The organism is Halobellus ruber, assembly GCF_014212355.1.
In the GTDB taxonomy this organism is placed as follows: Archaea; Halobacteriota; Halobacteria; order Halobacteriales; family Haloferacaceae; genus Haloquadratum; species Haloquadratum rubrum.
In genome coordinates this window covers 183,757-207,646 of sequence record NZ_JACKXD010000001.1, presented here as the reverse complement: position 1 = coordinate 207,646, position 23,890 = coordinate 183,757, and the positions used below count along the sequence as shown (strand labels likewise).

At 62.1% G+C, this 23,890-nt stretch carries 24 protein-coding genes and 1 pseudogene; 13 read left to right on the top strand and 12 right to left on the bottom strand.

The features are described from left to right. Positions 1-9 precede the first annotated feature (9 nt). The gene (locus tag H5V44_RS01095; protein WP_185191292.1) at positions 10-1,068 is read right to left on the bottom strand and encodes a Brp/Blh family beta-carotene 15,15'-dioxygenase; all 1,059 of its coding nucleotides are present in this window, start codon (positions 1,066-1,068) and stop codon (positions 10-12) included. A gap of 138 nt (positions 1,069-1,206) precedes the next feature. On the opposite strand from H5V44_RS01095, the gene H5V44_RS01090 reads away from it, so the two are divergent. From H5V44_RS01090 to H5V44_RS01080, 3 genes are all read left to right on the top strand, one after another. Next, a complete protein-coding gene (locus tag H5V44_RS01090) occupies positions 1,207-2,727 on the top strand; it encodes a phytoene desaturase family protein (RefSeq protein ID WP_185191291.1) in 1,521 nt (506 codons plus the stop codon). A 178-nt stretch (positions 2,728-2,905) separates the two neighbouring features. Continuing rightward, entirely contained in the window at positions 2,906-3,109 is a 204-nt protein-coding gene (locus H5V44_RS01085) for a hypothetical protein (protein WP_185191290.1), read from the top strand. 28 nt (positions 3,110-3,137) lie between these two features. Continuing rightward, complete coding sequence (locus H5V44_RS01080) at positions 3,138-3,605, top strand: hypothetical protein (RefSeq protein ID WP_185191289.1); 468 nt, start codon at positions 3,138-3,140, stop codon at positions 3,603-3,605. 242 nt (positions 3,606-3,847) lie between these two features. Here the strand turns inward: H5V44_RS01080 and H5V44_RS01075 are convergent, their stop codons facing one another. The 3 genes from H5V44_RS01075 to H5V44_RS01065 all read right to left on the bottom strand — a co-directional run bounded on the left by H5V44_RS01075 (position 3,848) and on the right by H5V44_RS01065 (position 6,371). After that, entirely contained in the window at positions 3,848-4,810 is a 963-nt protein-coding gene (locus H5V44_RS01075; RefSeq protein WP_185191288.1) for a carbohydrate kinase family protein, read from the bottom strand. Between the two features lie 77 nt (positions 4,811-4,887). Beyond that, positions 4,888-5,907, bottom strand: a complete 1,020-nt coding sequence (locus H5V44_RS01070; protein ID WP_185191287.1) for a hypothetical protein — start codon at positions 5,905-5,907, stop codon at positions 4,888-4,890. 179 nt (positions 5,908-6,086) lie between these two features. Further along, positions 6,087-6,371, bottom strand: coding sequence for a hypothetical protein (locus H5V44_RS01065; RefSeq protein WP_185191286.1), 285 nt, complete (start codon positions 6,369-6,371; stop codon positions 6,087-6,089). Between the two features lie 91 nt (positions 6,372-6,462). Between H5V44_RS01065 and msrA the strand changes: the two genes are divergently transcribed. Then, positions 6,463-7,125: a peptide-methionine (S)-S-oxide reductase MsrA gene (gene msrA, locus H5V44_RS01060; RefSeq protein WP_185191285.1), complete on the top strand. Its 663-nt coding sequence runs from the start codon at positions 6,463-6,465 to the stop codon at positions 7,123-7,125. A gap of 107 nt (positions 7,126-7,232) precedes the next feature. On the opposite strand, the gene H5V44_RS01055 is transcribed toward msrA, so the two are convergent. Further along, a complete protein-coding gene (locus H5V44_RS01055) occupies positions 7,233-7,712 on the bottom strand; it encodes a hypothetical protein (protein WP_185191284.1) in 480 nt (159 codons plus the stop codon). Between the two features lie 687 nt (positions 7,713-8,399). Here H5V44_RS01055 and H5V44_RS01050 point away from each other — a divergent pair. The 3 genes from H5V44_RS01050 (at position 8,400) to H5V44_RS01040 (ending at position 10,133) form a co-directional block, all read left to right on the top strand. Further along, positions 8,400-9,170 (top strand): class I SAM-dependent methyltransferase, encoded by a 771-nt coding sequence (locus H5V44_RS01050; protein ID WP_221625518.1) that lies wholly within the window; start codon positions 8,400-8,402, stop codon positions 9,168-9,170. A gap of 93 nt (positions 9,171-9,263) precedes the next feature. Continuing rightward, complete coding sequence (locus H5V44_RS01045) at positions 9,264-9,674, top strand: hypothetical protein (protein WP_185191283.1); 411 nt, start codon at positions 9,264-9,266, stop codon at positions 9,672-9,674. A gap of 207 nt (positions 9,675-9,881) precedes the next feature. Beyond that, entirely contained in the window at positions 9,882-10,133 is a 252-nt protein-coding gene (locus tag H5V44_RS01040; RefSeq protein WP_185191282.1) for a hypothetical protein, read from the top strand. A 522-nt stretch (positions 10,134-10,655) separates the two neighbouring features. Here the strand turns inward: H5V44_RS01040 and H5V44_RS01035 are convergent. The 3 genes from H5V44_RS01035 to H5V44_RS01025 all read right to left on the bottom strand — a co-directional run bounded on the left by H5V44_RS01035 (position 10,656) and on the right by H5V44_RS01025 (position 14,753). Continuing rightward, entirely contained in the window at positions 10,656-10,853 is a 198-nt protein-coding gene (locus H5V44_RS01035; RefSeq protein WP_185191281.1) for a hypothetical protein, read from the bottom strand. Between the two features lie 1,090 nt (positions 10,854-11,943). Beyond that, on the bottom strand, positions 11,944-12,300 hold the full coding sequence (locus H5V44_RS17205; RefSeq protein WP_221625517.1) for a hypothetical protein: 357 nt from the start codon (positions 12,298-12,300) through the stop codon (positions 11,944-11,946). 1,493 nt (positions 12,301-13,793) lie between these two features. Continuing rightward, entirely contained in the window at positions 13,794-14,753 is a 960-nt protein-coding gene (locus H5V44_RS01025) for an NADPH:quinone reductase (RefSeq protein WP_185191280.1), read from the bottom strand. 225 nt (positions 14,754-14,978) lie between these two features. Here H5V44_RS01025 and H5V44_RS01020 point away from each other — a divergent pair, with 225 nt between their 5' ends. Both H5V44_RS01020 and H5V44_RS01010 read left to right on the top strand, forming a co-directional pair. After that, on the top strand, positions 14,979-15,653 hold the full coding sequence (locus H5V44_RS01020) for a helix-turn-helix domain-containing protein (protein WP_185191279.1): 675 nt from the start codon (positions 14,979-14,981) through the stop codon (positions 15,651-15,653). Between the two features lie 589 nt (positions 15,654-16,242). After that, the gene (locus tag H5V44_RS01010; RefSeq protein ID WP_185191278.1) at positions 16,243-18,837 is read left to right on the top strand and encodes a PAS domain S-box protein; all 2,595 of its coding nucleotides are present in this window, start codon (positions 16,243-16,245) and stop codon (positions 18,835-18,837) included. 149 nt (positions 18,838-18,986) lie between these two features. Here the strand turns inward: H5V44_RS01010 and H5V44_RS01005 are convergent, their stop codons facing one another. Further along, entirely contained in the window at positions 18,987-19,262 is a 276-nt protein-coding gene (locus tag H5V44_RS01005) for a hypothetical protein (RefSeq protein WP_185191277.1), read from the bottom strand. A 185-nt stretch (positions 19,263-19,447) separates the two neighbouring features. Here H5V44_RS01005 and H5V44_RS01000 point away from each other — a divergent pair, with 185 nt between their 5' ends. Together H5V44_RS01000 and H5V44_RS18035 are read left to right on the top strand one after the other, a co-directional pair. Then, a complete protein-coding gene (locus tag H5V44_RS01000) occupies positions 19,448-19,600 on the top strand; it encodes a hypothetical protein (protein ID WP_185191276.1) in 153 nt (50 codons plus the stop codon). Next, the gene (locus H5V44_RS18035; protein WP_185191996.1) at positions 19,601-19,846 is read left to right on the top strand and encodes an iron-sulfur cluster assembly scaffold protein; all 246 of its coding nucleotides are present in this window, start codon (positions 19,601-19,603) and stop codon (positions 19,844-19,846) included. A 30-nt stretch (positions 19,847-19,876) separates the two neighbouring features. Here H5V44_RS18035 and H5V44_RS00990 read toward each other — a convergent pair whose 3' ends face one another. The 3 genes and pseudogenes from H5V44_RS00990 to H5V44_RS00980 all read right to left on the bottom strand — a co-directional run. Next, complete coding sequence (locus tag H5V44_RS00990) at positions 19,877-21,130, bottom strand: saccharopine dehydrogenase NADP-binding domain-containing protein (RefSeq protein WP_185191275.1); 1,254 nt, start codon at positions 21,128-21,130, stop codon at positions 19,877-19,879. Positions 21,131-21,388: 258 nt separating this feature from the next. Further along, complete coding sequence (locus H5V44_RS17345; RefSeq protein WP_185191274.1) at positions 21,389-21,673, bottom strand: type II toxin-antitoxin system RelE family toxin; 285 nt, start codon at positions 21,671-21,673, stop codon at positions 21,389-21,391. Further along, a pseudogene (locus tag H5V44_RS00980) lies at positions 21,669-21,947 on the bottom strand (ribbon-helix-helix domain-containing protein); the annotation flags it as partial. The pseudogene H5V44_RS00980 and the gene H5V44_RS17345, both read right to left, overlap by 5 nt. Before the next feature lie 204 nt (positions 21,948-22,151). On the opposite strand from H5V44_RS00980, the gene H5V44_RS00975 reads away from it, so the two are divergent. Next, positions 22,152-23,546, top strand: a complete 1,395-nt coding sequence (locus tag H5V44_RS00975) for a protein adenylyltransferase SelO (protein ID WP_185191273.1) — start codon at positions 22,152-22,154, stop codon at positions 23,544-23,546. Positions 23,547-23,618: 72 nt separating this feature from the next. Beyond that, positions 23,619-23,741 (top strand): hypothetical protein, encoded by a 123-nt coding sequence (locus tag H5V44_RS17730; RefSeq protein WP_281381225.1) that lies wholly within the window; start codon positions 23,619-23,621, stop codon positions 23,739-23,741. The last annotated feature ends 149 nt before the right edge of the window (positions 23,742-23,890 follow it).

Below are 23,890 nucleotides of genomic sequence, written 5' to 3'. Positions count from 1 at the left end.
TGGGGTCGGTCAGGGCACGTACCAGATCCCGCGCTCGGTGTCGAACACCGACCCGACGAGGATGTGCGGGAGCGCGACGATGCTGATGAAGACGCTCCAGAACGCGACCGCGCCGGGCAGCACCGACACCCCGGCGAGGGGGTTCGGGAACAGGAGGTAGATGGCCGCCAACACCGCAAACGTCGCGAACGCGCCGGCGACCGCGACGCCCCAGGCCCGCAGGGCCGCGGTCTCGGGGTCCTCGCCGAGGAGGTCCCACTGATCGTCGCCGACGTCGTCGCGGACGTGGTTGGTCCGGGCGACCTGGCGGGCGGAGTACCAGAACGGGAAGTAGAGTCCGACGGCGACGAGGACGGGCACCAGAGCGAAGAAGGCCGCAAGGAGGACCGACTCGCCGGCGTCGACCAGCCACGACCGGCCGCCGCCGCGGGCGTAGCCGAGGCCGACGTGGGCCACCAGACCAGTGCCGTAGCCCGCCGCGATGACCGTGCGGGTGGTGTCGAAGCCCCCGGCGTAGGTGGAGAGTCCGCCGGGGTCGACCAGCCCGACCATCAGCGAGCTGAACGTGTAGAAGGTCTCGGGCCAGAACACGATCGGGACGAGCATCACCGCCCCGCCCCGGACCGCGGCCGCGAGATACCGCTGCCCCCGTGTCCGGAGGTGGTCGGTGCCGACGGTCGCGTCCAGCACGTGGAGCCCGCCGATCCCGCCTTTCGCCATCGCGACGATCAGTGCGAGCCCCAGTCCGAGGACCGGCGCGACCACGAACAGCCCCACGAAGCCGGCGATGGCGGCGAGGTAGCCCGCGACGTACCGGAGCCGGAACTCCGGCCGGCGCCGCCGGAGGTTCTCGAAGTGTTCGTAGCCGCCGTGCGGCAGGTTCAACGCGACCATCCCGACGAGATACACCACCATCTGTGCGTCGAGCGGGATCGAGACCCCCGCCGCCCCGAGGGCGCCGAAGCCCACGGCGAGGACCGCAAGCGTCCCCCGGGAGAGCGTGAGCGACATATGCCCCCCACGGAGCCGGTTCCACGACCGAACGAACCCCGGCGTGAACGTACTCATCACCGGGAAGATCGGACCGCTGGTATATAAACCGGCGCGCCGATTCCAGGATTCTGAAAACGCCTCAATGCCCGTGTAAGCCCCTCTACCGGTACTCGGGGCCGTCAAAGATTTACAGACAAGGTCAAAAAGTCACGTATGAACAACTCCCTGTCTGGCGAGCCGACGGTGACGGTAGTCGGGGGCGGCTTCGGCGGCCTGTCGGCGGCGGCGTACCTCGCCGCCGCCGGCGCCGACGTGACGGTGCTCGAACAGCACGACCGGGTCGGGGGCCACGCGGGAGTGATCGAGCGCGACGGCTTCCGGTTCGATTCCGGGCCGTCGTGGTATCTGATGCCGGACGTTTTCGAGCGGTTCTTCGATCACTTCGACCGCGAGCCCGACGACTACTACGATCTGGAGCGGCTCGACCCCCAGTATCGGGTGTTCTGGACGGACGGCGACCGCGTCACCGTCCGCCCCAACCGCGAGAACATCCACGAGATCTTCGACTCCTACGAGGACGGCGCCGGCGACGCGCTCGCGGACTACCTCGACGAGGCCGAGCGCAACTACGAACTCGCGATGAACCGGGTGATCTACCCCGGCCGCGATTCCATCCGGGAGTACGTCGATTCCGACCTGCTGCCGTTGCTCCCCCGGTATCGCCTGTTCGGGGACATGGACGACTACGTCTCGCGGTACGTCGAGCACCCGAAGCTCCGGCAGCTGCTCGAATACACCCTGGTCTTCCTTGGCGGGGCGCCGCACAACACGCCCGCGCTGTACAGCGTGATGAGCCACGTCGACCTGAACCTGAACGTGTTCTACCCCGAGGGCGGGATCGCGGGCGTCGTCGACGCCGTCGCCGACGTGGCCCGCGAGCAGGGCGCTACGATCGAAACCGGCGTCGAAGTCGAGGCCATCCGGGGGCGGGCGGGCGAGTTCACCCTCGCGACCGGCGCGGGCGAGCGGCACGCCGACGCGGTCGTCAGCAACGCCAACCCGGCGTACGTCGAACGGGAACTTCTCGATCCCGCGGACCGCGCCGCCGACCCCGGGTACTGGGAGTCGCGGACGTACGCCCCCTCGGCGTTGCTGCTCTATCTGGGCGTCGAGGGCGACGTCGACCCGCTGGCGCATCACTCCCTGGTGTTGCCGACCGACTGGGACCCCCACTTCGAATCGATCTTCGACGATCCCGCGTGGCCGGAGAACCCTGCGTACTACCTCTCTGTAGCCTCGAAAACCGACGACACGGTCGCACCCGACGGCCACCACGCGGTGGTGGTGTTGGTCCCGATCGCACCGGGGCTCGACGACGGCCCCGAGCGGCGCGCGGAGTACCGCGACTTCGTGCTCGCTGATCTGGCCGAGCGGACCGGCGTCGACCTCCGCGACCGGATCGTCGTCGAGGAGTCCGCCTGCGTGAGCGACTTCGCCGCGCGGTTCGGCGACCCCGAGGGGACCGCACTGGGGCTCGCCCACACCCTCCGACAGACCGGGCCGCTCCGCCCGGACCGACGTGGCAGCGTCGACGGGCTCTATTACGCCGGCGCGTACACCCGCCCCGGCGTCGGGATGCCGATGTGTCTGATCAGCGGCGAACACGCCGCACGGGCCGTCGTTGAGGAAGCCCCGCACGCCACGCCGTCGGCGGCGCCGTCCCGGCCGCGATAGGATAACTATCGAGAATATCCCTTCCGAATATAATACCGCGATTCATATATCCGGCGGGGTCGACTCCCCGGTCACTCGAACGTCCACCGACCGCATCCGTACGACACGCGTCGGGAGCCTCCCGCGGGCGCCCGACCTGCTGAAGCGCCGGCAGGACGGCGAGTCGGTCGACGACGACGTGTGGGGCCGGACCCTCCGCGAGGCAACCGAATCCACGACCGAGCGTCAGGCGGCGGTCGGCCTCGGCGTCGTGAACAACGGCAAGCAGCCCCGGGTGTCGTTCAACTGGTACGTCGCGAATGTCGGGGGATCGGCGAGCCGCGGGGCGCCGCTGCGGGAGACCTCGCGGACTACCCCGAGTACGCCTTCGGAGCGGAGGTGATCGGCCTCACCGAGCAGCCGTCGGCTCCGTGGAGCACCGCGGCGACGACGCCGCCCGCGAGGAGGTCGACACCTCGTTCGAGTTTCTGAAGGTCTCGGACGCCGACTTCGAGGACACCTTCCTCGGCGGCCTCGCCGGGGATCGCGGCCGCAGCCCTGTCAACGACTTCTACGACTCCCACGAGGAGTTCCTCCACGCCGTCGACGAGGCGCTCAAACCCGAGGACGAGCGGATCGTCGACGCGGGCCGCTCCTCCTTCGACGCGCGGGATCTCCTGACCACCGGCTGCCGCGGGTTGGGGGGCCGCCCGATCGAGAAGCTGAAACCGGTGGTGCGGATGCACGTCGAGGCGCTCGAGGAGGCCACGCGGTCGATCCCCGACTGCGGGTTCGACACCCAGTCGGGGCTGGCGACGGTCCACCCCGGGATCGCGTGGGCGAGGGTCGACGCACTCGTCGACGGTGCCGCGGTCGCGACCGAGCGGCTGTTCGGGTGACGTAGGCGAGAGGCCACCGGCGGCGGGGCGTCGGCCGCGCAGTGGTTCTACCCCGAGGAGTCGGTGACTCGTAGCGGCAGGTGGCGGCGCCGGACGGTCTACGACGCGGTCCTCCTCCTCGGCGCGATGTTCGGCTACGCCGTGCGCTACCGCCCCGGATGCGCGTCTCCGAGAACGACGTCGTCACCGTTCTCCGCTCGCTGCAGGTCGTCGTCCGGACGTTCACCGCGACCGGGTTCGGCTCACTCCGCCCGAAGCCGGTCGACCACGGACGGATCCACGTCGGCGTCGATCGCCCCCGGTTCGGTCGTCGTGGCGGCGGCCGCGGCGTTCCCGAACGACAGCGCCCCCGCCAGTCCCAGCCCGTCGGCGAGCCCGCGGACCGCGCCGGCGGTGAACGCGTCGCCGGCCCCCGTCGTGTCCACGACGTCGACCTCGTAGCCGGGGTGTGCCGCCTCGGCGGGGCCCCACGGGGCGTCCTCGGTCGCCCGCGCGGTCGCCCCCGCCTCGCCCAGCGTGAGGAGGGCCGTGTGGGGGCCACGTTCGAGGACCGCATCGAGCAGGGCGTCGGGCGATCCCTCGACGCCCGCAGCCCCGAGGTCCGCCGGCGTCGCCTTCACCACGTCGGCGGCCGCGCAGGCGGCCTCGAAGGCGTCCGGGAAGCCGCCGTCCCACTGTTCGGGACGGGCGTTCGGGTCGAAAACGACGGTACAGTCCCGGTCCCCGGCGCGGTCGAGCAGGTCGAACATCGCGGTCCGTGCGGGCTCGGCCGACAGACACAGACCGCCGGAGACGACCCACGCGACGGCGTCGAGCGCCTCGTCGGGGACGGCGCCGGTGGAAAACCGGGTGTCGGCGGTGTTCTCGCGGTAGAAGCTGAACTCCCGATCGGCGTTCTCGTCGTGGGCGACGAACGCGAGCGCCGTCTTCGCGTCGGGGTCGGTCTCGACGAATCGGTCGGGAAGCCCGGCCGACTCGAGCGTCTCCGCGAGGAACGCGCCGAAGGCGTCGTCGCCGATCCGGGTCCAGAACCACGGCGCGGCCCCGAGGTCGGCGAGCCTGACGGCGACGTTCGCGGGGGCGCCGCCGGCGCGTCGGGTGAACTGCTCGACCGTCGGGAGCGCCCCCGGTCGGTCGGGGAGGAAGTCGACCAGACACTCGCCGGCGACGAGGATATCGGGTGCGTCGTCGTCGGTGACGTTCATACTCCGGCGTCGGACGTGGAGGTGGAAAACGTTCGGGTGGGCCGTCCCCGGGCGGCGAGGGGCCGACCCGCCACCGGTCAGAACCGGAATATCGCGGAGAACTGGTTGACGTGCCAGGGGCCGGGGTAGACGCCCCAGGTCTGGTCGTCGTAGTGGTACGCGCCCACGAAGTGGATCTCGTCTTCCTCGCGGAGGTCGTTGGCGATGCGTGCCAGCTCGTCGGCGTTCTGTTCGTAGTCTTCCTCTTCGCCGACGAACGGGACCGGGCCGTCCTCAACGGGGTCCTCGTCCGGAATCGGGCGGAACCCGGGGACGCCGGAGAGTTCGCCGCCCTCGGTGAAGACGTTGATGTTGCCCTTCCCGTTGCCGTCAGTCGTGAAGTCGTTCTCGGATCTCCTCTCGGCGTCGAACTTCTGGCCGAGGTTGTGGAAGCCGACGAGGCCGTTGCCCGCGGGCGTGACGAACGGGTCGTCGGGGCCGAGGTCGCTGTCCTCCGTGAGCGCGGCGAACTTCACGACCCAGATGGTGTACTGGCCGTTCGGGATCCCGTCCTTGACGTTGATGTTGACCCGTGTTCCGGTGTCGCCGTTGCCGTTGTCGGGTTTGACGCCGCCAACGGTGGCCTGGCCGTCGACGTCGTCGTACTCGCCCCACGTCACCGGGACCCAATCGTCGTCGTAGCCGTCGTCGCGGTCGTACCCCTCGGGCGGTCGGACGACGAGGTGTCGGCTGTCGTTGAGCGAGCGGAACAGCTCGGAGTCGTACTCCTCGCTTTCCGCGATGATCTCGTTGAGCGGGATCGACACCGGGGCCGGATCGAAGATCGGGGTGCCGTCGTCGAACGGCGGGGCACCACCCGCTGCGTTCGTGATGAAGTTGGGGTTCGGGAGCACATTGATGCCGGCCGTGGCCTGGGTACCGCCGTTTCCGTTCCCGTTGCCGTTGCCGTTGCCGTTGCCGTTCTTCGCGTACGCGTCCGCGGGGACGTTAGCCAGCCCCGCGAACCCGGCCGCGCCCAACAGACCGAGCGTCCGTCGGCGCGAGACGTGCTGTTCGTCGTCGGATCGATCGTCGCGTGGTTGTGACTGATCGGACATCGGGTTTTTTCTCTCGACCGCATCGGTTGACTATGACTGGTATATTGTAATGCTGATCCGGACGTGCGCCGGAGTCGGGAGGCCGCATCGGGGGCGGTCAGGGCGGACGGCTCCGCGGTCGCTCAAACGACGACCGCCCCGGCGCGCGTACGCCGTCGGCCGCGGGTGGCTTCCGGGAGCTACGTCGACGCGCTCCGCACTCGCCGCCGCATCGACCGCAGATACCCCGTCGCGGTGTCGTCGTCGGCTCCGAGGGACTCCCGGACGGTCGCGGCGCCGGCGAGCAGCCGCTCGCGTTCCTCCGGGTCGGGAACCTTGTTCCGGACGACCGTCTCCACGGTGTCGAGAAGGTCCCGGACGGTGTCGTAGGCACCCGCCGCGACCGACCCCACCGCCTCCATCAACAACTGTGCGAGGACGTCGCGGACGTCCGCGGGCAACGGCGGCGGGTCGTGGGATGGCATCACAAGTGCGTTCGAGTCACAGCCACAAACCACCTTCGCAGCGGGTCACCGGGAGCGAAGGACCGAAACGGGTCGCGACCCAACCGGGCGTATGAGCGACACAATCGACGGCGAGCCGGCGGAACTCGCACCCGATGCCGCAACGCCGCCGCCGAGGGAGTCGGAAACCGCGACCTTCGGGCTCGGCTGCTTCTGGGGGCCGGACGCCCGGTTCGGGGCGATGGACGGCGTCGTGAGGACGCGCGTCGGGTACGCCGGCGGGACGACGCCGTCCCCGACCTACCGCGACCTGGGCGACCACACCGAGGTCGTCCAGGTGGAGTACGACCCCGCCGTGCTCTCCTACGCCGACCTGCTCGACGTGTTCTGGGCGAATCACGACCCGCGGGCCTCGTCGCGGACGCGGCAGTACCGGAACGTGATCCTGGTCGACACCGTCGCCCACCGGCAGGCGGCCGAACGGACGCGGCGGGCAGTCGCGTCGAAACTGGGCGGGTCGGTCGGGACCGTGATCGAGGACCTGGCATCGTTCACGCTGGCGGAGCCGTACCACCAGAAGTACGAGCTCCGGTCGACGCCCGTCCTCGGCGACGAACTCGTCGAACACTACGGCGACGACTTCGTGGATTCGACGGTGGCCGCGCGGCTCAACGGGTTCGTCGCGGGCCACGGCGACCCCGACCGGCGGGAGTCGTTCCTCGCCGGGTTGGAACTCCCGCCCAGGGTGCTCGACGAGGTTCGGCGGCGGATCTGAGGAGTCGTACCGAGAACGCTCGGTCTCGTACGGATTATTGTAGTCAATCACCGGTCATCGCTCACACGGGATCGCCGATGACCGGTAATTCGTTACAGTAATCCGTATCAGGCAACGCGGACCGCCCGAACCGAGAGCTCCTCGCAGACGTGGTTCACGTGGTCGCTGTCGGTGTCGCTGACGAGCAGCCGCTCCTCGACGGTCCAGCCCCAGTCGGCGTCGAGGAGTTCCTGGTACGCGAGCAAGTCGCCGACCGTGCCGACCGACGACGCCCCCGGCTCGACGGCGACGAGGACCGCCGACTCGTCGGCGAAGGTGTCGGTCCCCCGGAGCGTCCGGAACGCGTCGGCCTTGTCGATGCCGAGCTCCGCGTCGCCCTCGCGATAGACGTACGGAACGCCGTCGTGGTCCGGGAACTCCTCGGGAAGTTCCGGGTCGCGGGAGGTGAGACAGACCGCGTCGACCGTCGCGTACGCTCCCGACTCGCCGACGGAGAGTCCGACCGGCACGTCGAGCCACCACTTGCCCTCCGGCGATGCGTCCGACCGGATGAACGCCTCCAAGAGCGCGCGTCTGTCGTCTGCCATCGTCGAGCGTGGGTACGGCGTCGGGGATACTGAACTTGTCCGAACGCACTCGGAAGGCGCCGCCTCGCGTTCGTGGCAGGGGACGAGTCGCCGGATCACACTTATGTGAGCCCCGAGTTGGCCCGATGTGAACCGGAGAACGCTCCTCGTCGCGGCCGCGGCGGACCTCGCCGGGTGCCTCGGTAAGGGGGCACGGTCCGGGTCGACCCCGTCGACGTCGACAGCGACGGCCGTCAGCCGAACGTCCGAGGGCGTCGCCGTCACCGTCCGGGTCGTCGACGAGCGCGCGCCGACCGACGACACCGCGAGTGCGACCGTCGAGGGCGAGCGGGTTGTCGTCACCGGGACGATGGACCCACGGGGGTGCGATCGACCCGTCCCGGCCGGAGTCACGTACGACCCGGAGGACGGTCGGCTCCGTATCGTCGGCGGCGGGGAGTCCCCCTGCGGGACCGCGAGCGTGGAGTGTGGTAACGCGAGTTTCGACTACCGGTGTACGGCGTCGGTCGACGGGGCGAACCTGCCGCCGTCTCCGTGGTCCACGAGTATGGCAGCGTCGAGCGGCAGTTCACCAGTGAACGCGGCACGGGCGCAGCCGTCGAACAAAAGGGAGCGGGGTTGTCGAAACTCCGGACTCCGCCGCCGGGAGCCGACGATCACGGCCACTCACTACCCGCCGGTGTGTAGGTGGCCGTCTGGACGCGGATCGCCGTCGTCGGGGGACGGGAGTCGGCAACGGTGGCGGGAGACGTATCGGAGCGGGCGACGACGGCGCGGTCCGGCGGGATCACGGCCACGACGGTGGCGGGCGTGACGCGACCTGAACTCTACGATTGGTGGAGCCGGAACACCTGGGCGCTTCGGGGCCTCTACGGGCTCGTGTTCCTGGGTCGCGGCCGGACCTTCCGGCGGCGGAGCGTCGCTGCGTTGGACCTCAAGCCCGGCGACAGCGTGCTCGAACTCGGCTGCGGTCCCGGAAACTCCTTCGAGCGGCTCCGGTCGGCCGTCGGTCCCGACGGGTGCGTCGTCGGCGTCGACTACAGCCGCGGGATGGTGCGGCGGGCGGCCGAACGCGTCACAGAGGCCGGGTGGGACAACGTCCACGTGATTCGGGCGGACGCGACGCAGCCGGGGATCGCGGAGGGGGCGTTCGACGCGGCCTACGCCGCGATGTCGCTCAGCGCGATGCCGGACCCGACGGCCGCGGTGACGGCCGCAGCGGCGAGTCTCCGACCGGATGGACGGCTTGCCGTGCTCGACGCGCGGCCGTTCCAGCGGGCGCCGCTGTCGCTCGTGAACCCCGTGACGAACCCTGTGTTCGAGTATCTCACGGACTGGCGACCGGAGATCGACATCCCGGGGGCGGTCGACGCCGCCTTCGAGGCGTCGTCGGTCGACAGCTACCACTTCGGGTCGATCTACGTCGCGACCGGCGTGAGGCCGCGGCCGGTCGGGTGAGAAGCGGTCCGTGTGCGCTCCGGTCCGACCGCCTGCACGACGCCGACCGCCACGGGTGAACAGCATATGTACGTGGAGATCGTACTGCTGAGTATGTCGCAGGAACACGAACACGACGCGAGAACCGCTGACGTAAGCCCGGTCGGAGCATCGCTTGCCGGCGGGTTTCTCGGCACGGTGACCGGACTGCGGAAGAGCGGCGTCGGGGGCGCCGTGGTCGGCGGCCTGGTCGGCGGGACGGTCGGGTACGTCGCCGGCGCGGCCGTGGACACGAGTTCCCCGCTGGCACCCAGTACGGACGTCGAGCCGATCAGTATCTCGACGGACGGGGACGACGACGCGGCCGACGAAGCGGACGACGACGCGGCCGACGAAGCGGACGACGAAGCGGACGACGACGTGGCCGACGAAGCGGACGACGACGTGGCCGACGAAGCGAACGACGACGCGGACGACGAAGCGGACGACGACGTGGCCGACGAAGCGGATGAGGGAGACGAGTAGCGGGTTCGCTTTCGGACGTCGACGACACGAGAACGCACGTTGCCCCACTGCCCGCGTGCGTCGGTATAGGCCCCTGAACGGCCTCGACTCCCGGCCACCTGCCGTATCCCGGTTGCCGGCGGCGTCGGGTGGGTTCGATTTCAGTTGTGCGGTCGGGTCTGCGCAGGGAGGGTCAGCGTTTAGCCGTACCGCGCCCGAGAGTCACGTATGTACTGGCGAAGACGACGTGACCTGGAAGGCGGAAAGGAACTGGGCGTCTGGCTGCTCCTCGACGGCGACGCGGTCGAACGAGAACTGTACGTCGAGTCTCACGAGTACCGAGGCGGCAGTTTCGACGTGTATACTGCCTCGCCCGACGACGAGTGGGAGCATATCGGAACCTTCGACACGGCCGAGGAGGCATTCGAGGCGGCTCTCGCACGGATCGAGGCGGGTCAGTTCCCGCTCGAAGGCGCCTGAACGCTTCCGTCCTCCCGGCGGGGGACGGCAGACGGCACGACACCCCCGGGTCTCCCGCGGACTCGCACGGGCGGATGCCCGGCAGTTCGGCCGGGTTCTGTGACAGACAGGGATGTACGTAGCAAGCCGTACGCTGGGGGCCACAACTATCCGGTCGGTACTGGTTTCATCCCGGCCCGACGCAACACGTCTCGTCTGTCAGGGGATATTTCACTCGCTGGATCAGTACTGCCGGCAGGATGCCCGGCGAGCCCTCCAGCGTCGATATCGCGGATAGCATCCGGAGCGGAGCTGATGCTGGGGCCGCTTCTTTCGCGACGCGTCTTCGGAAACCCGTAGAACCCGCGTGGTTTCGGGATGCCCGTTCCGCGGTCGCTGTGGAACGGCCGTTCGGACTCTGTACCGGGCTCTCAGCACGCTCGGTCCGCCGCTTCCGGGGCCCGAACGGCCATAGTGGCCGCGTTACCCATCGTTTCGGTGATACGGTCGTCCGCTCACTCCGGTACGCCTGGGGTGCAGGAGTCAGCCGTCGTGCGAGACCCCTGGTCGGGGAGCAGCGAGGAGTTCACGCGCTCGAAGGAGGGTCACAGCGACAACGGATAGCGCAACGGCAGCCATCAGTACTCCGAGCACCGGCGCGACGACGACCAGTACGACAGCGAGGGCGATATCGGCGGCCACGAGAAGCCCCGGGTAGAGCGGAGCGTCGAACTGTGGCATCATACATCCCCGTAGGGGCGTCGGGGGGAAGAAGCCACTCAAGACTCAAACAGCCGCTGTAGAAACGAATCGAGGGGCAGGGCTCTATCAGAGATCAGGGAGGCATACACGGTCACCGGTTGTGATTCGGGACGAAGTCCCGGATAACGTGGCGTGTCCGAACCGTCCGCTCGAAAACCGAACCCCGCTCGCTATCGCTCGCGGGTCGTTATGGGTCGGGGCGGATTCGACCCTCGATCGGACGTGCTCGCTCCGCTGTGCGCGACCTCCCTGGTTCGAATCCGCGTGACCACATCGGTCCACGAACTCCTCGCTTCGCTCGTCGTTGCGAGGGAGCAAAGGTGGGTCGGGGCGGATATGTTGCGTAGTCCGTACGGACCCTTCGCCCGCGATTTCACACGGTAGAAGTCCTTTAACTGGCGTCCGTGTCAACTATGAACACACGAGATGACGGCCTTGAGCCGCTCGAACCCAAGGCAGCAACCGAGTTGTTCCTTGAATGTAAGGCGGTGAACTGTACCGAATCGACTGTCCAGAACCACCGGTATCGGTTGAAGCACTTCCTCGCGTGGTGTGATGAGGAAGGCATCGACGATATGAACGAACTGTCCGGCAGGGACATCCAATCGATTCCCCACCGGCGTACCGATCCCGTAGATTCCGGCACTCCGCGACAGAGATATTATGCGTTCGCCCACGTGAAATCGGGGGTTCCGCGACATCGTGCGTACACTCGCCGACCAGATGCTCGTGTACACTGTTCCGAGGAACGTCACTTTCAACCGCAAGCTCATACGGCGATTTTCCGTCACGATACGCTACCCGCCACCCCTGGCACTGCTGGTCTGATACCGGATTCATTTCACTCATCTTCGTCAAACATGTCGTTGTACTTCGCAACCGTTTGCGGTCCGACACCAAGCGCAGACCCAGCCTCACTGGCCTGTAGCCGCTCCCCATTCGCTCGTGTAACAGTCAGGTACGCGCCGCCAGGAACCCCCGCATCACTGGCGGTTGTACCAACCTCGGCATCACCAGCAATGTCACGAGCCTCATCAGCATACACGGCCGGATGTTCAGCTAACGCGGCCTACAGCGTCACAATCGCTTCATTAATCGTTTGCGGCGGAAGCACATCAACCGGGACATCATCCGCTAACTCCAAGAACTGCTTGTAGCTGTTCCGGATCGAAACCGTCGTTTTGTTCACGAATTCCGCAACATCCTTCTGCCGAATATCAAGCCGGTGTTTCTGCGCGACCGCATACAGAATCGCCCCGGCAACGGTAGTCGGAGCAAGCCCGCTGTGTAGATTTCGGTCTTTTCCCCGTTCAAGCAGCTCAAAACACTCCGCTGCTAACTCATCCGAAAATCCGAACTCATCAATCCCATCCTCAAGATACGTATCAGGATCAACCGGCGTCGGCTGAATATCTAACTCAGACATTAGATTCGCGCTGAGATGCTGAATATTCTTCTATGACTTCCGCGCGTAATCCGCGATATCCGGGAGCGAAATCGGTTCATCCTGCCGTGTACACGCCAAATAGAAACACGCCCCCGCAACACTATCGATGGAATCGTACTCATACCCGGAGCGCAGCACGTTTCCACACAACCGAATCCCATCGATCATCGTCTCTTCCGCCGCCCCGAGCCGCTCTCCCATCCGTTTGACCTCACTCCCCAAGTACAATAGCGTCGATCGATCTGAATACCGCATACGTACCACTCACAAATCAAATCTATACTATATTTGCCTTTCGCTGACCCCACCCCATCCCGGCAGAACGGATCATTCAAACCAGGGAAACTGGTTATGACCGTCCCAGCGTACCACGTCTCGATACCTCAGATATCCGAATTCCACTGTACGAATCCAGACTACGAGTTCGAGATGCTGTCCGGCTAGGGATACTACATGTACGCGATTGCGGACGACGGGGAACGCATCCACTGTCCACACCCTGGCGAGATGACGCGAGCGCGAGAGGAGATTGGCAAGGACGCATCCCAGGAAGAGATCGACCGTCGCACAGGATTCAACACCTACTGCTTCTACATCCACTGCGAAACGCAGGTTGATTTAGATCTCGATCGGGATGAGAAGGAATGCTCGGAGTGTCGATCAAACGCAGTCAAGACCATCGACGAACTCGTTGACAAACAATGCTCGGTCTGCGAAGGACGGACATTCGTCGCTGAGGATACCAGCGCGATTGTATAACTGTGATAACGGAGAATATAAACGAACACCCGATCGCTGTATGAAGTTTAAATGTATGGCGTAACGATCAGTTTCGTATAAAAAGCGGTACGAACACGGACGCTGACGGTGGTGCGAGAATGTCGCTTGATATTCCGGCGTAAGATACGAGCCTCTTCAAAAGCCAGGCTGTTCACGATGTGCTCTCCTTTTTATGTCGATACCATACTGACGAGTTCGCTATAACGGAACTGGCCGAAGCAGCAGACTACTCCCGTCCAACGATCACGAAAGCAGTTGTCACGCAAACGAGGATATGAGCGCGGTACCGAGACAGCGGGTCTCCTCTGGCCAATCTTGAAGCCGGTTGATTGAGAGGTGGTTATAATCTTGGATCTACGTGGCGAGATACAAGCCAAAGTGGTGGGGAAACGAACAACACAACCTGGACTCTATCCAGACTTGCCCTGTTAAGATGTTGTATTGGCCAAGTGTAATCAAAACCGTCGTTCCTACGGCGTGAAGTATTACGCGCTGGTGGCTGACGACATATCTACAGAATCGTGACTGGACTTGACGAGTCTGGCGTTTGGCAACGAGTTTCGGCGAATACCTTGGAGTGGCCGAAGCTGTCGACTCGACAGACGCTTCCGGTCGTGAAATTCAAGCAGCCGGTTCGACGCCTGTGGTCTCTCCGTGGAGAGAACCAAGTGTCGGGACTCTTCCGAGGTGGTTCAGGGTGTCACGACTAATTTGCCGACATACCCACCGGCGAGTACGTCACGGTGGGCGCCGGCCGCGTCGGTGAAATCATAAGTATCCGCGACGACAGCAGTCAGGTCGCCTCGCGTCATAAGACGGGTGAGTCGCCGTAGAACCGGCGCTCGAACGGGGCGGTTGTCCATTCTGAGGGCTTTCACAGTCGCCTCTTTGGTGTATAGTGGGACGCCGTTTGTCTCCGGGACGTGGCCCATAATCGGGATGATCTGACCGCCCTCGGCAAGGACCTGAAGATCAAGATCAAGATACTCTTCCAACCGGTGGTCAAGGATTGTCTCGACACCCACTCCGTCGGTGGCTGCCAGGATCTCCTCTGCGAGCGACTCGCTATCGTAATCCAGTACCGTAGTCGCACCGAGATCACGAAGCCGGTCGCGGACATCCTCGGACCCGGCCGTCGTGACTACGTCTGCACCGCTGCTCGCAGCGATCTGGATAGCTGCGTGACCGACGCCACCGCTGCCCCCGTGGACGAGTACCCGGTCACCGGCCTGGATGCCGGCAAGGTCTTCAAGCGCGGTCCACGCGGTCGCGCCGACGTTTCCGAGCGCAGCGCCGACTTCGAACGAGACGCCATCCGGAAGATGGGCCAGTTTCGTCTCGGGGATTGCCGCGTACTCGGCGAACGTGCCACCCTCAGCGCGATCCATCCCCGAAGCGAAGACACGGTCGCCTTCCTCGAAGCGGTCAACGCCCGCTCCGACAGCCGTGACGACGCCGGCACCATCTCCCCCGGGAATGGTTGGAAGCGGAAGCTGACCGTACTCGCCGGCCCGAAACAGCACGTCGACGCGGTTGACGCTCGCACCCCGCATCTCGACGAGGACCTCGTCGGCATCGGGATCGGGACGGTCAATTTCATCGACGCCGAGAACGTCAGGCTTCCCGTATTCGTGGTAGCGGACGGCCCTCATACGCTGGTCACCTCTCCGGGGTGGCAGGCGGTAGTACCACTCCTGACGCAGGGGAGCAGTGACACCAAACCGCCGGGACTATGGCTGGTAGCCGTCGAACCGATGCGTGGACTGCTTGTGGGACCATCGGGCAACATTGCATTTCCAGAGAGGGGTCCCGTCCGGGTAGCGGTTCTGTGGAGTATACTCAGGGGTTTTAAGTTGTCTGAATCGCGGATGTCGAATATGAAACACATTCGAGTCACGGCACAACCGGATCTCGATAGATCGCCATCGTTCGTCGCGTATCTGCTAGACTCACCTGAAGTAGCAGAAGCGCGTGCTCTCGACTGGAACCGGGCGGACGTAACGACGAGCACACACCTCTATGCTATCAAAGGCGATGCCCGCGGGTTTCAGGACGCTGCGACCAAGACGCGCGGAGTAGAGTCCGTGACGCTCTCCGCAACTGAAGAGCCGATATCGTATTCGCTCATAGACGTGCGAGATGATGTCGTCCCGATGTTCGGTGTGATTGAAGATGCTCTCGCCCGCACTGGAATGGTCGTTCACAGGCCGCTCGTCTACCGGAAGGGTCAGATCCACGGTCACGTCGTCGGTGACCCGTCGGCGCTTCAAGCGGTTCTGGACCGGGCTCCGGAGACACTGGACATCGGTATCGATGCGATCGGTCAGTTCCCGAGCGCTCAGGTGAACCCCGCATCCCGACTGAGCGAGCGGCAGTCAGAGGCGATCGCTGTCGCGCTTGAGCTAGGCTACTACGACCAACCCCGGCAGGCTACCCACGAAGATGTTGCTGAACGACTCGGGTGCGCCCCAAACACAGCCAGCGCACACCTTCAGAAGGGTGAAGCGAAACTCGTCCGTGCGGGGATGAACACGTTCCACTCGTCAATCTGAGAGCAGTTACGATTCCGATAGCCCCGATGCGATCGCCCCGCACGAGACAATCACAACCTTTGTATGAAGTGTAGCATCGATTCCACCAGATGCCGAATGCTTCGAGCCACGATTCTGTCGCCGGTAGCCCCACATTACTGAACGAATTCGAAAATACGGATTTCGACGTTTCACCTCACGACGGATACGGCCGACACTGTTCCGATTTCCATAGCGAGTTATGTAAAACCAGCACGGTAACCGACGTATTTGTCGTCTGAAACAACCTGACGTGAAGGAAAGTGTTCGTGTTGGGATCGACAACAGCGTTCAGCCAGTGGCGCTCATCATTGATCCGAATCACTGTGAAGCCGTGGGTTTCGCCTCGAAAATTCTATAAGCCGGCGATGTGGAGACAAGTACCCACTTCAATCGCTTGCCGAGATGTCTACTCTCGCTTCACAAACTCAAGTCAATCCACGTGCTACCACCACTGAGGCGGTCGAATTCGGCTATAGACAATTCGATCCAATGACCACTTCACTCCTAACTTAACACGACAGTCGTCATATCTAACAGATTTAACTTCCGTGAGGGTAAGAACCAGACTATGGGTGGGACAGTAGGTAGGACCTCCGGTACAATTCGCGTCCTTCACGTGGATGATGACCCGGATTTTGTAGACTTGGCCGCGACATTTCTTGAAGAGGAGTATGATCAATTTACTGTCGAGACCGCAACCAGTCCCAGCGATGGACTGGATCGACTTGCCGATACCGAGTTTGATTGTATCATCTCCGACTACGATATGCCCGGTCAGAACGGTATCGAGTTTCTTGCGGCCGTCCGCACCGAGCATCCTGATCTCCCGTTTATTCTCTACACGGGGAAGGGGTCCGAGGAAATCGCCAGTAACGCGATTTCCGCGGGGGTTACCGATTACCTACAAAAAAAGAGTGGGACTGATCAGTACGTTGTTTTGGGAAACCGGGTGAAAAACGCTGTCGAGCAATTCCGCTCGCAACAGGCCCTCACCAAACGGAATCGAGAACTACAGCGGTACAAACGGATGGTCAACTCGATACACGAAGCCGCCTGTATCTACGATTCCGAGGGCCGATTCGAGCTTGTCAACGAGTATCTTGCTGAGTGGTACAACAGTACCCCAGCGGAACTTGCGGGTGAACAAAGCACTCTCATCCCCCGGATCCGTGAGCAAGCGGATGGCGATCCATTTCAGGAGCTCCTGTCGGGTAAACGAAACGAAATCCAAGGTGAGCTCGACAACACCTTCCCCGACCACGGATACGCGGTGCTGGAGTATCGGTTAACGCCATTGCGGGCGGATGGCACCATCGAAGGAGTCGTAGGCGTCGCTCGTGACATCACCGACCGTCGGGCACAACAAGCCGAATTCGAACGGAAAGACCGGGCGATGGATGCGGCTCCCGTCGGCATCACGATCAGTGATCCCTCACAGGACGACAATCCCCTCATCTACGTCAACGACCGTTTCACGGAAATGACAGGGTACCCTGAAGAAGAAGTCCTCGGTTCCAACTGCCGGTTTCTCCAGGGAGAACACACGAACCCTGAGGCAGTCGCTCAGATGCGAGAGGCGATCGCCAGCGAAGAACCCGTGACTGTCGAACTTCGAAACTATCGGCAAGACGGCACCGAGTTCTGGAATCGGGTCTCGATTGCACCAGTATACGGTGACGACGGCGAACTCACCAATTACGTCGGCTTCCAACAAGACGTGACCGAAGAAAAAGAACACGAACAGAAACTTCACGAAGAGCAGGCGTTCATCGAGCAGAGTCTCGATACCCTGGATGATATCTTCTATTTCGTCGATACCGACGGCGACTTCCAGCGATGGAACAGCAAGCTGCCGGAGCTCACCGGCTACAGTGATGCGGAGATCGGATCGATGAACGCCTTAGAGTTCTTCGAGGGCGAGCACCGCGAAGCGATTGAACACTCGATCAACGAGATCTTCGAGACGGGGTCACACGTCACCGAAGCCGAGATCACGACTGCTGACGGGCGACAAGTCCCACACGAGTTTCGAGGGGTTCGGATGACGGACGACGACGGGGAGCCGACAGGGATCATCGGGATCGCCCGCGACATCACCGAACAGAGGAAACGCGAGCGCCAGCTCGAAGAAAAAACTGAGGAACTGGAGCAGCTAGCAACGAAATTTGAGACACAGTACCGAACGCTGTTTGAGAAAGCCCCGGTGATGACAATTCTCACACGAGCAGAAGACGGCGAGCCGATCATCGAGGACTGTAACAGTCAGTTCGTCGAGACACTTGGATATGATGCGGACGCGATACTCAACCGCGAGCTCGCGGACTTCTATACGTCCGACTCGGCGGAGACATTGCTCGAAGAGGGCGGGTACAAACGCTCGGTGGAAGGGACGTTCGACAGAGAAAAACGGGAGCTGGTGACTGCCGATGGCGAGGTCGTTGAGACACTTCTGCGTGCGGTTCCACGCCGCACAGCCGACGGCGAGGTCATCGGCACGATGGCAATGTACATCGACATCAGCGAACGTGAGTCGGTTAAGCGTGCGAACGAGCGGCTCGAAGAGTTCACGAGTGTCGTCTCACACGATCTCCGGAACCCACTGAACGTCGCCACCGGACGGCTCGAACTGGTTGCCGACGAGTGTGACAGCGACCATCTCGACGATGTCGAACGGGCACTCAACCGGATGGGGACGCTGATCGATGATCTCCTGACGCTAGCCCGGGAAGGACAAGAGGTGACCGACGCTCAGCCGGTCGATCTCTCCACGATGATCAACGGGTGCTGGGAGAACGTCGAGACCAAGCAAGCGGTATTGACCACTCGTATCGATCGAAGCGTCCTGGCCGACAGAAGTCGTCTCAAGCAGGTGTTCGAGAATCTATTCCGGAACGCAGTCGAACACGGCGGAGCGGATGTGACTATAACGATTGGCGAACTAGACGACGGGTTCTATATAGAGGATGACGGTCCGGGGATTCCGGTCGACGAACGTGAAGCCATCTTCGAGGCCGGCTACTCGCGGTCGGCAGACGGAACCGGGTTCGGGCTGAGCATTGTCGAACAAGTTGTTACCGCTCACGATTGGCAGATCCGTGTCACAAACGGGTCAGACGGCGGGGCACGGTTCGAGATTACGGATGTCGAATTCGTCGCTCCGTAGATCCTCTACATTGACCAGTTCACGGACCCAGCGCAGGGATTACAACGGTTCTACGAGACCCTGTACTCTAACTACAGGATGAGTATCAGACACCCTTCCCAATCATATAAAAAAACCCAGACCGCCACCCACCCGCGGCGCGCCAGCCGTTAGCCGTCGCCGCTGAGCTGCTCGATAATCCCTTCATTCACCATCCGGATCAACTCCGGATTGACATCACCGAACCTGCCCGAACCCTCACCACCCGCGTCCCCGTCATAGTCAGCCCCCGCCACATCGTCTACACGGCCAGCCTGAGTCACACCACCGGTCCCGTCACCGTCAGCCCCTGGCTGCTCAGCAGCATCAGCATCGGCATCACGCCCAGCGTCGGCGTCCGCAGCCCCGACCGACTCTCCGGCACCCTCACTGGACGGGTCAGTCATCGCCGCCGCCTGCGGGTGCTGGCCACCGGACCCGCTGCGCCGAAACTCATCGAGCGGGAATTCGTACGCGTACGCCCGCTTGTACTTATGATACGTCGAGCGCGGCGACTGAATAGATCTCGTTGGGCACGTACCCGATACCGATTCCCCGAGCAATCTTGATCCTGTAGATCTTACAGAGAGATATGGACGACACGCTCGTTCAAGAGATGCTCGGGGATCACTCACGGAATCCACGGAATTACGGTGCCCTCCAATCACCTGATATCGAAGCCGAAATGACGAACCCGCAGTGTGTCGGCCCCACTCATCCCGATGGCGACCGTGTCTCGCTGTAAATCGCTCTTAGCGACGACGGAACCATCGTTGAGGCCGTTCGCTTCACAGGGGATGGATGTACATTGTCTCAAGCTAGTGCTTCGTTGTTATCCGAACAGATGGTCGGTACCGCTGTTTCTGAGATCATCGAGTGGGATACCGAATACATCGAAGAACGTGTTGGAATGGAGTTGACACCCAGCAGGCTCCAGTGTGCAGAATTAGTCCTCACAGCGTTTCGGCAAGCAGCTGAAGACCACGAGTAGCTCCCGAGAGCCATCGCCATAGCGTGTTGCTCACTGCCACCCACCAGCGGTCACAGTGAAGCCAACATCCCGAAGTCGATCACCGAGCGGATCACCAATCCCCGAAGCGGGCGTCAGAATGCCACCGTCTAGCGGTGACTCCGTCTCACCTCGCAGCAAGCACATCCCAGCCTCTCCAAGCATCCGGGCGGTTGCACCATAGCCAGGATCCAGCTCGGCTCCGATCTCACTCGCGACAGTGAATGGCCCGTCGGTCGTTGTCCCGCGGCCGATGACACGAACCAAGAAGTGACCTGATTTGCGCTTCGCTTCCGAGGGCCCTGTGCCCGGCTCAGGGAACACGAACCGACGCAATCCACGCCGAAGCACCCGACTCTTCATCGCAGCGGTTCCGACACCCAAGCCGAGTGCGATCCCGCCAGCTGCTGCGGCACCGCCGATCCCAGACCCGGTTGGAATGACCTCTGTACACCGAAACTCTCGGCCCCACGGATACTCCAAGAGGGCGTTACTCCGTCGGATGACCCGTTCGTTGACGGCTGCCATCGGCGAGGGAGCCGTCCATATCGAGCGGATGGAATCCCGCTGTGGTCGTCGCTGTTCGCCTGTATCGACACCGCAGCGTTCGCCCGGTGGAGCCAACGAGTACGGATTCGATACTGTTTCCCGGGCAATCGGATCAGTCGCAGCGGCTTCGAATAATTCGGCCGCACTAGCTAAAGTGCCGCCACTCACCCCACCCTCTCCCTCTTCGAGATAGATACGAACGAACTCACAAGCATCTCCAAACTCCTCGGTAGCGTACGATTGCAGCAGGTTAACCCCGAGGTCGGATGGGATCGAATCGAACCCACAGCTGTGGACGATTTTCACGTCAGCAGCCACAGCATCGTCGTGATAGCGGTCGATCATCTCTCGAACCCAGTTAATCTCCCCGGTGAGATCACAGTAGTCGGTTTCAGCCTCAATACAGGCTTCGACGAGTGGGGTCCCGTACGTTGTGTAGGGCCCGACTGTCGTACAGATGACCTTCGTTTGGCCGGCTATCTTACCGAGGCTCGCCGGGTCGGTGGCATCACCGACGACAACGGCGATCTGCTCTCGATCAGACTCATCTGTAAGCTCTTCTGCGAGCCGGCGGAGCTGGGATTCATTTCGACCACCAAGAGCAACAGACAGTTCAGCAGCGGGGTAGTGACTGGTGAGGTGTTTGGCGACGAGTTGGCCAGCGAATCCTGTGGCTCCCCAGACCACGATATCGTAGTTGGTTGGTGTAGATGACACGAGTTTCTACTACCAATAGGACGTGAAGACCCTCAACTGTTCGGGCAAGGCTCTGGCCGGAGACCGTGGAACCATCTTCTCCGGGTTCTACCAGGGACTGCCGTGCCAGATGGAGAGGTTCTATACAGCAGTTGGTCGTTGGTTGTTCCACCCCGCCAGCGTTGAAACACCCGTCAGGTGAACGTGCGTACTTTCCTATTATAAGAACATCCGCCAAGCCGTTACCCGCAGTTTGTCGTCCCGAGGGTGGTTCGTTACTTAGTCGTCGTCAGCGGTGTACGCGCCGCCACGGCGCTTGACACGTGCGACGACAAGCCGCTGGTCGGTCTTCCGGAAGCTCACGGACAGCCGAAACTCACCGATACGGATTTTCTTGTAGGGACTGTTCTGGAGTGGCTCGCCGTAGTCCGGTGGGTCACGCCACGGTGAAGAGACGATTTCATCAAGCTTGTCGAGTATCCGGTCTTGCTCAGCGGGTGACAGTCCATTGAGGTCCTCTTCGGCTGTTGAGGAGAGTTCCCACGTCCACCCGTCGTAACTCATCGCTCGTCCCGAACCGCTCGCGGGCTTCCTCGGCGCTGGTTGTCCGTCCCTCTCGAATGTCTTCCTCGGCTTCGAGTAGCGCAACGAGTTCGTCGCGGTCGAACGTCGGGAATTCGACCGCATCTCGGAGCGTATACCGGATGAATTCGCTTCGGCTGTTGAATCCGCGTCCCTGCCACGTCTCGTCGATCTTGGCGAGGAACGACTCGGTGACTTTGAAGTTCACAGTGGCGATGTCGTCCGTGTCGTCGTCATCTGTGGTCGCTCCGGACATATAGATGTAATACATTGGTCTTACCAATAGTCGTTTCGCCGGAATACAATCGGCTGATGTGATTACTCGATACATAGACTCCCTGTATTGATCGATCGGTGAGTCCCCTGTGTTGAATGAATCCTGTGTGGTGTGCGAAGTCTTCTATGACACCCTCAAAGACAAGCTTATTGAATCAAGCAGGATAACAGGATACGAAACTGAATGGTCTTTTCATTTGACACCACGTACAAAGAGTTAGACTCAAGTCTATATTCGAGGGTAACGCCGGAACGTATCGCTCATCCCGAAGTTTTGCTTTGTAATGACGAGGTGTGTGCTGATCTTGGATTGGAGACAGCGGAACTCGATGCAGAGATGTTAGCAGGTCAGGATCGCTTGGAAGACCCGATTGCGCAAGCATACGCAGGCCACCAGTATGGAAGTTTTACCATTTTGGGCGATGGGCGAGCGATGATACTTGGCGAGCATATATATGATGGGGAGAGGTACGACATTCAGTTGAAAGGGGCTGGTCAAACGCCGTATTCCGGACGAGGCGATGGTAGGGCTACGATCAGTTCAATGCTGAGAGAGTATCTGTACTCATACGCGATGCAGCATCTCAACATCAAAACATCGCGGAGTCTGGCCGTCGTCGAGACCGACGAAGCAGTCGAACGGCGCCGGACAGAACCCGGTGCCATCCTTGTCCGAGTGATGAACAGCCACATTCGATACGGAACGTTCCAGTATGTTGCCAGCCAAGCACCCGATGAACTACAGCGCTTCACTGACTACGTTATCGACAGGCACTACCCGCAGCTGAACGCAGCGGATCGTACGTATCTAGAGTTCTTCGATGCAGTTATGCAGTCGTCGATTGAGATGGTTGTTGACTGGTTGCGTGTCGGATTCATTCACGGCGTGATGAATACGGACAATATGAGTATCGATGGAGAAACATTCGATTACGGCCCGTGTGCGTTCATAAATTACTATGATGAGGAGACAGTGTTCAGTTCAATCGATAAGCACGGGCGGTATGCATTCGGGAACCAGCGGCCGATCTTGCGGTGGAATCTTGAACGGTTTGCAGAGGCACTCCAACCGCTGTGTACACAGTCACCGCTCACGTCTGCTGAACTTGAAGACAAACTGGACGAGTTTGCGGAGCGATTCGATGCGCAGTACTACGCGATGATGCGCAAGAAACTGGGGATCGCCGCAGATGGCGAGGAAGAACTCGTTGATGAGTTTGTGGAGTGGCTTCGCACGTCGAACGCTGACTACACCAATACGTTCCTCGAATTAGAGACGCCTGGAACGTGTGATGACTCAGTGTTTGCAACAGCAGAATTCGAACAGCTTCGGAATCGATTGGCTGCTGTCGGCCTAGATCAGGAGTTGATGCAGGAAGCCAATCCACAATATATCCCCCGCAACTATCTGGTTGAAGAGGCACTAGATGAGTATCTCGACACTGGGGAGTTATCCAAGTTCACGGAGTTGTTGACCGTGTTGGAAAATCCCTACACATCGAAGGATATGGGTTCGAAATTCCAGCAACCACCGCCACGGGAGTTCGATGCAGAGTATACAACGTACTGTAATACGTGAGCGGATATTATAACCGGAGTTCTGGATATCCTTCCGCTATACATCACCCGCTACTCGGGGTGTAGATCTTGTGTGAGAGGGCCCCAACTGCTGAACAAGACACATCCCTACGACAAGGAGACCGATCACACCCATTATTACTCCCAGCACTGGAGCAACCAGAAGGAGGACTCCAGCGAATCCAAGATCAAGTAAGCCTATCGACACGGGATAGAGTGTTTCCTGCGTCATCTTGTACTCGTATAGAGTCGGGATCGGCAAAAAGTCGCTCAATGCTCAAAGAGACGCTATACATACTATCGGGCTGAGTCGGGAAGCCATTTTCTAACCCTTCAGCAGTACAC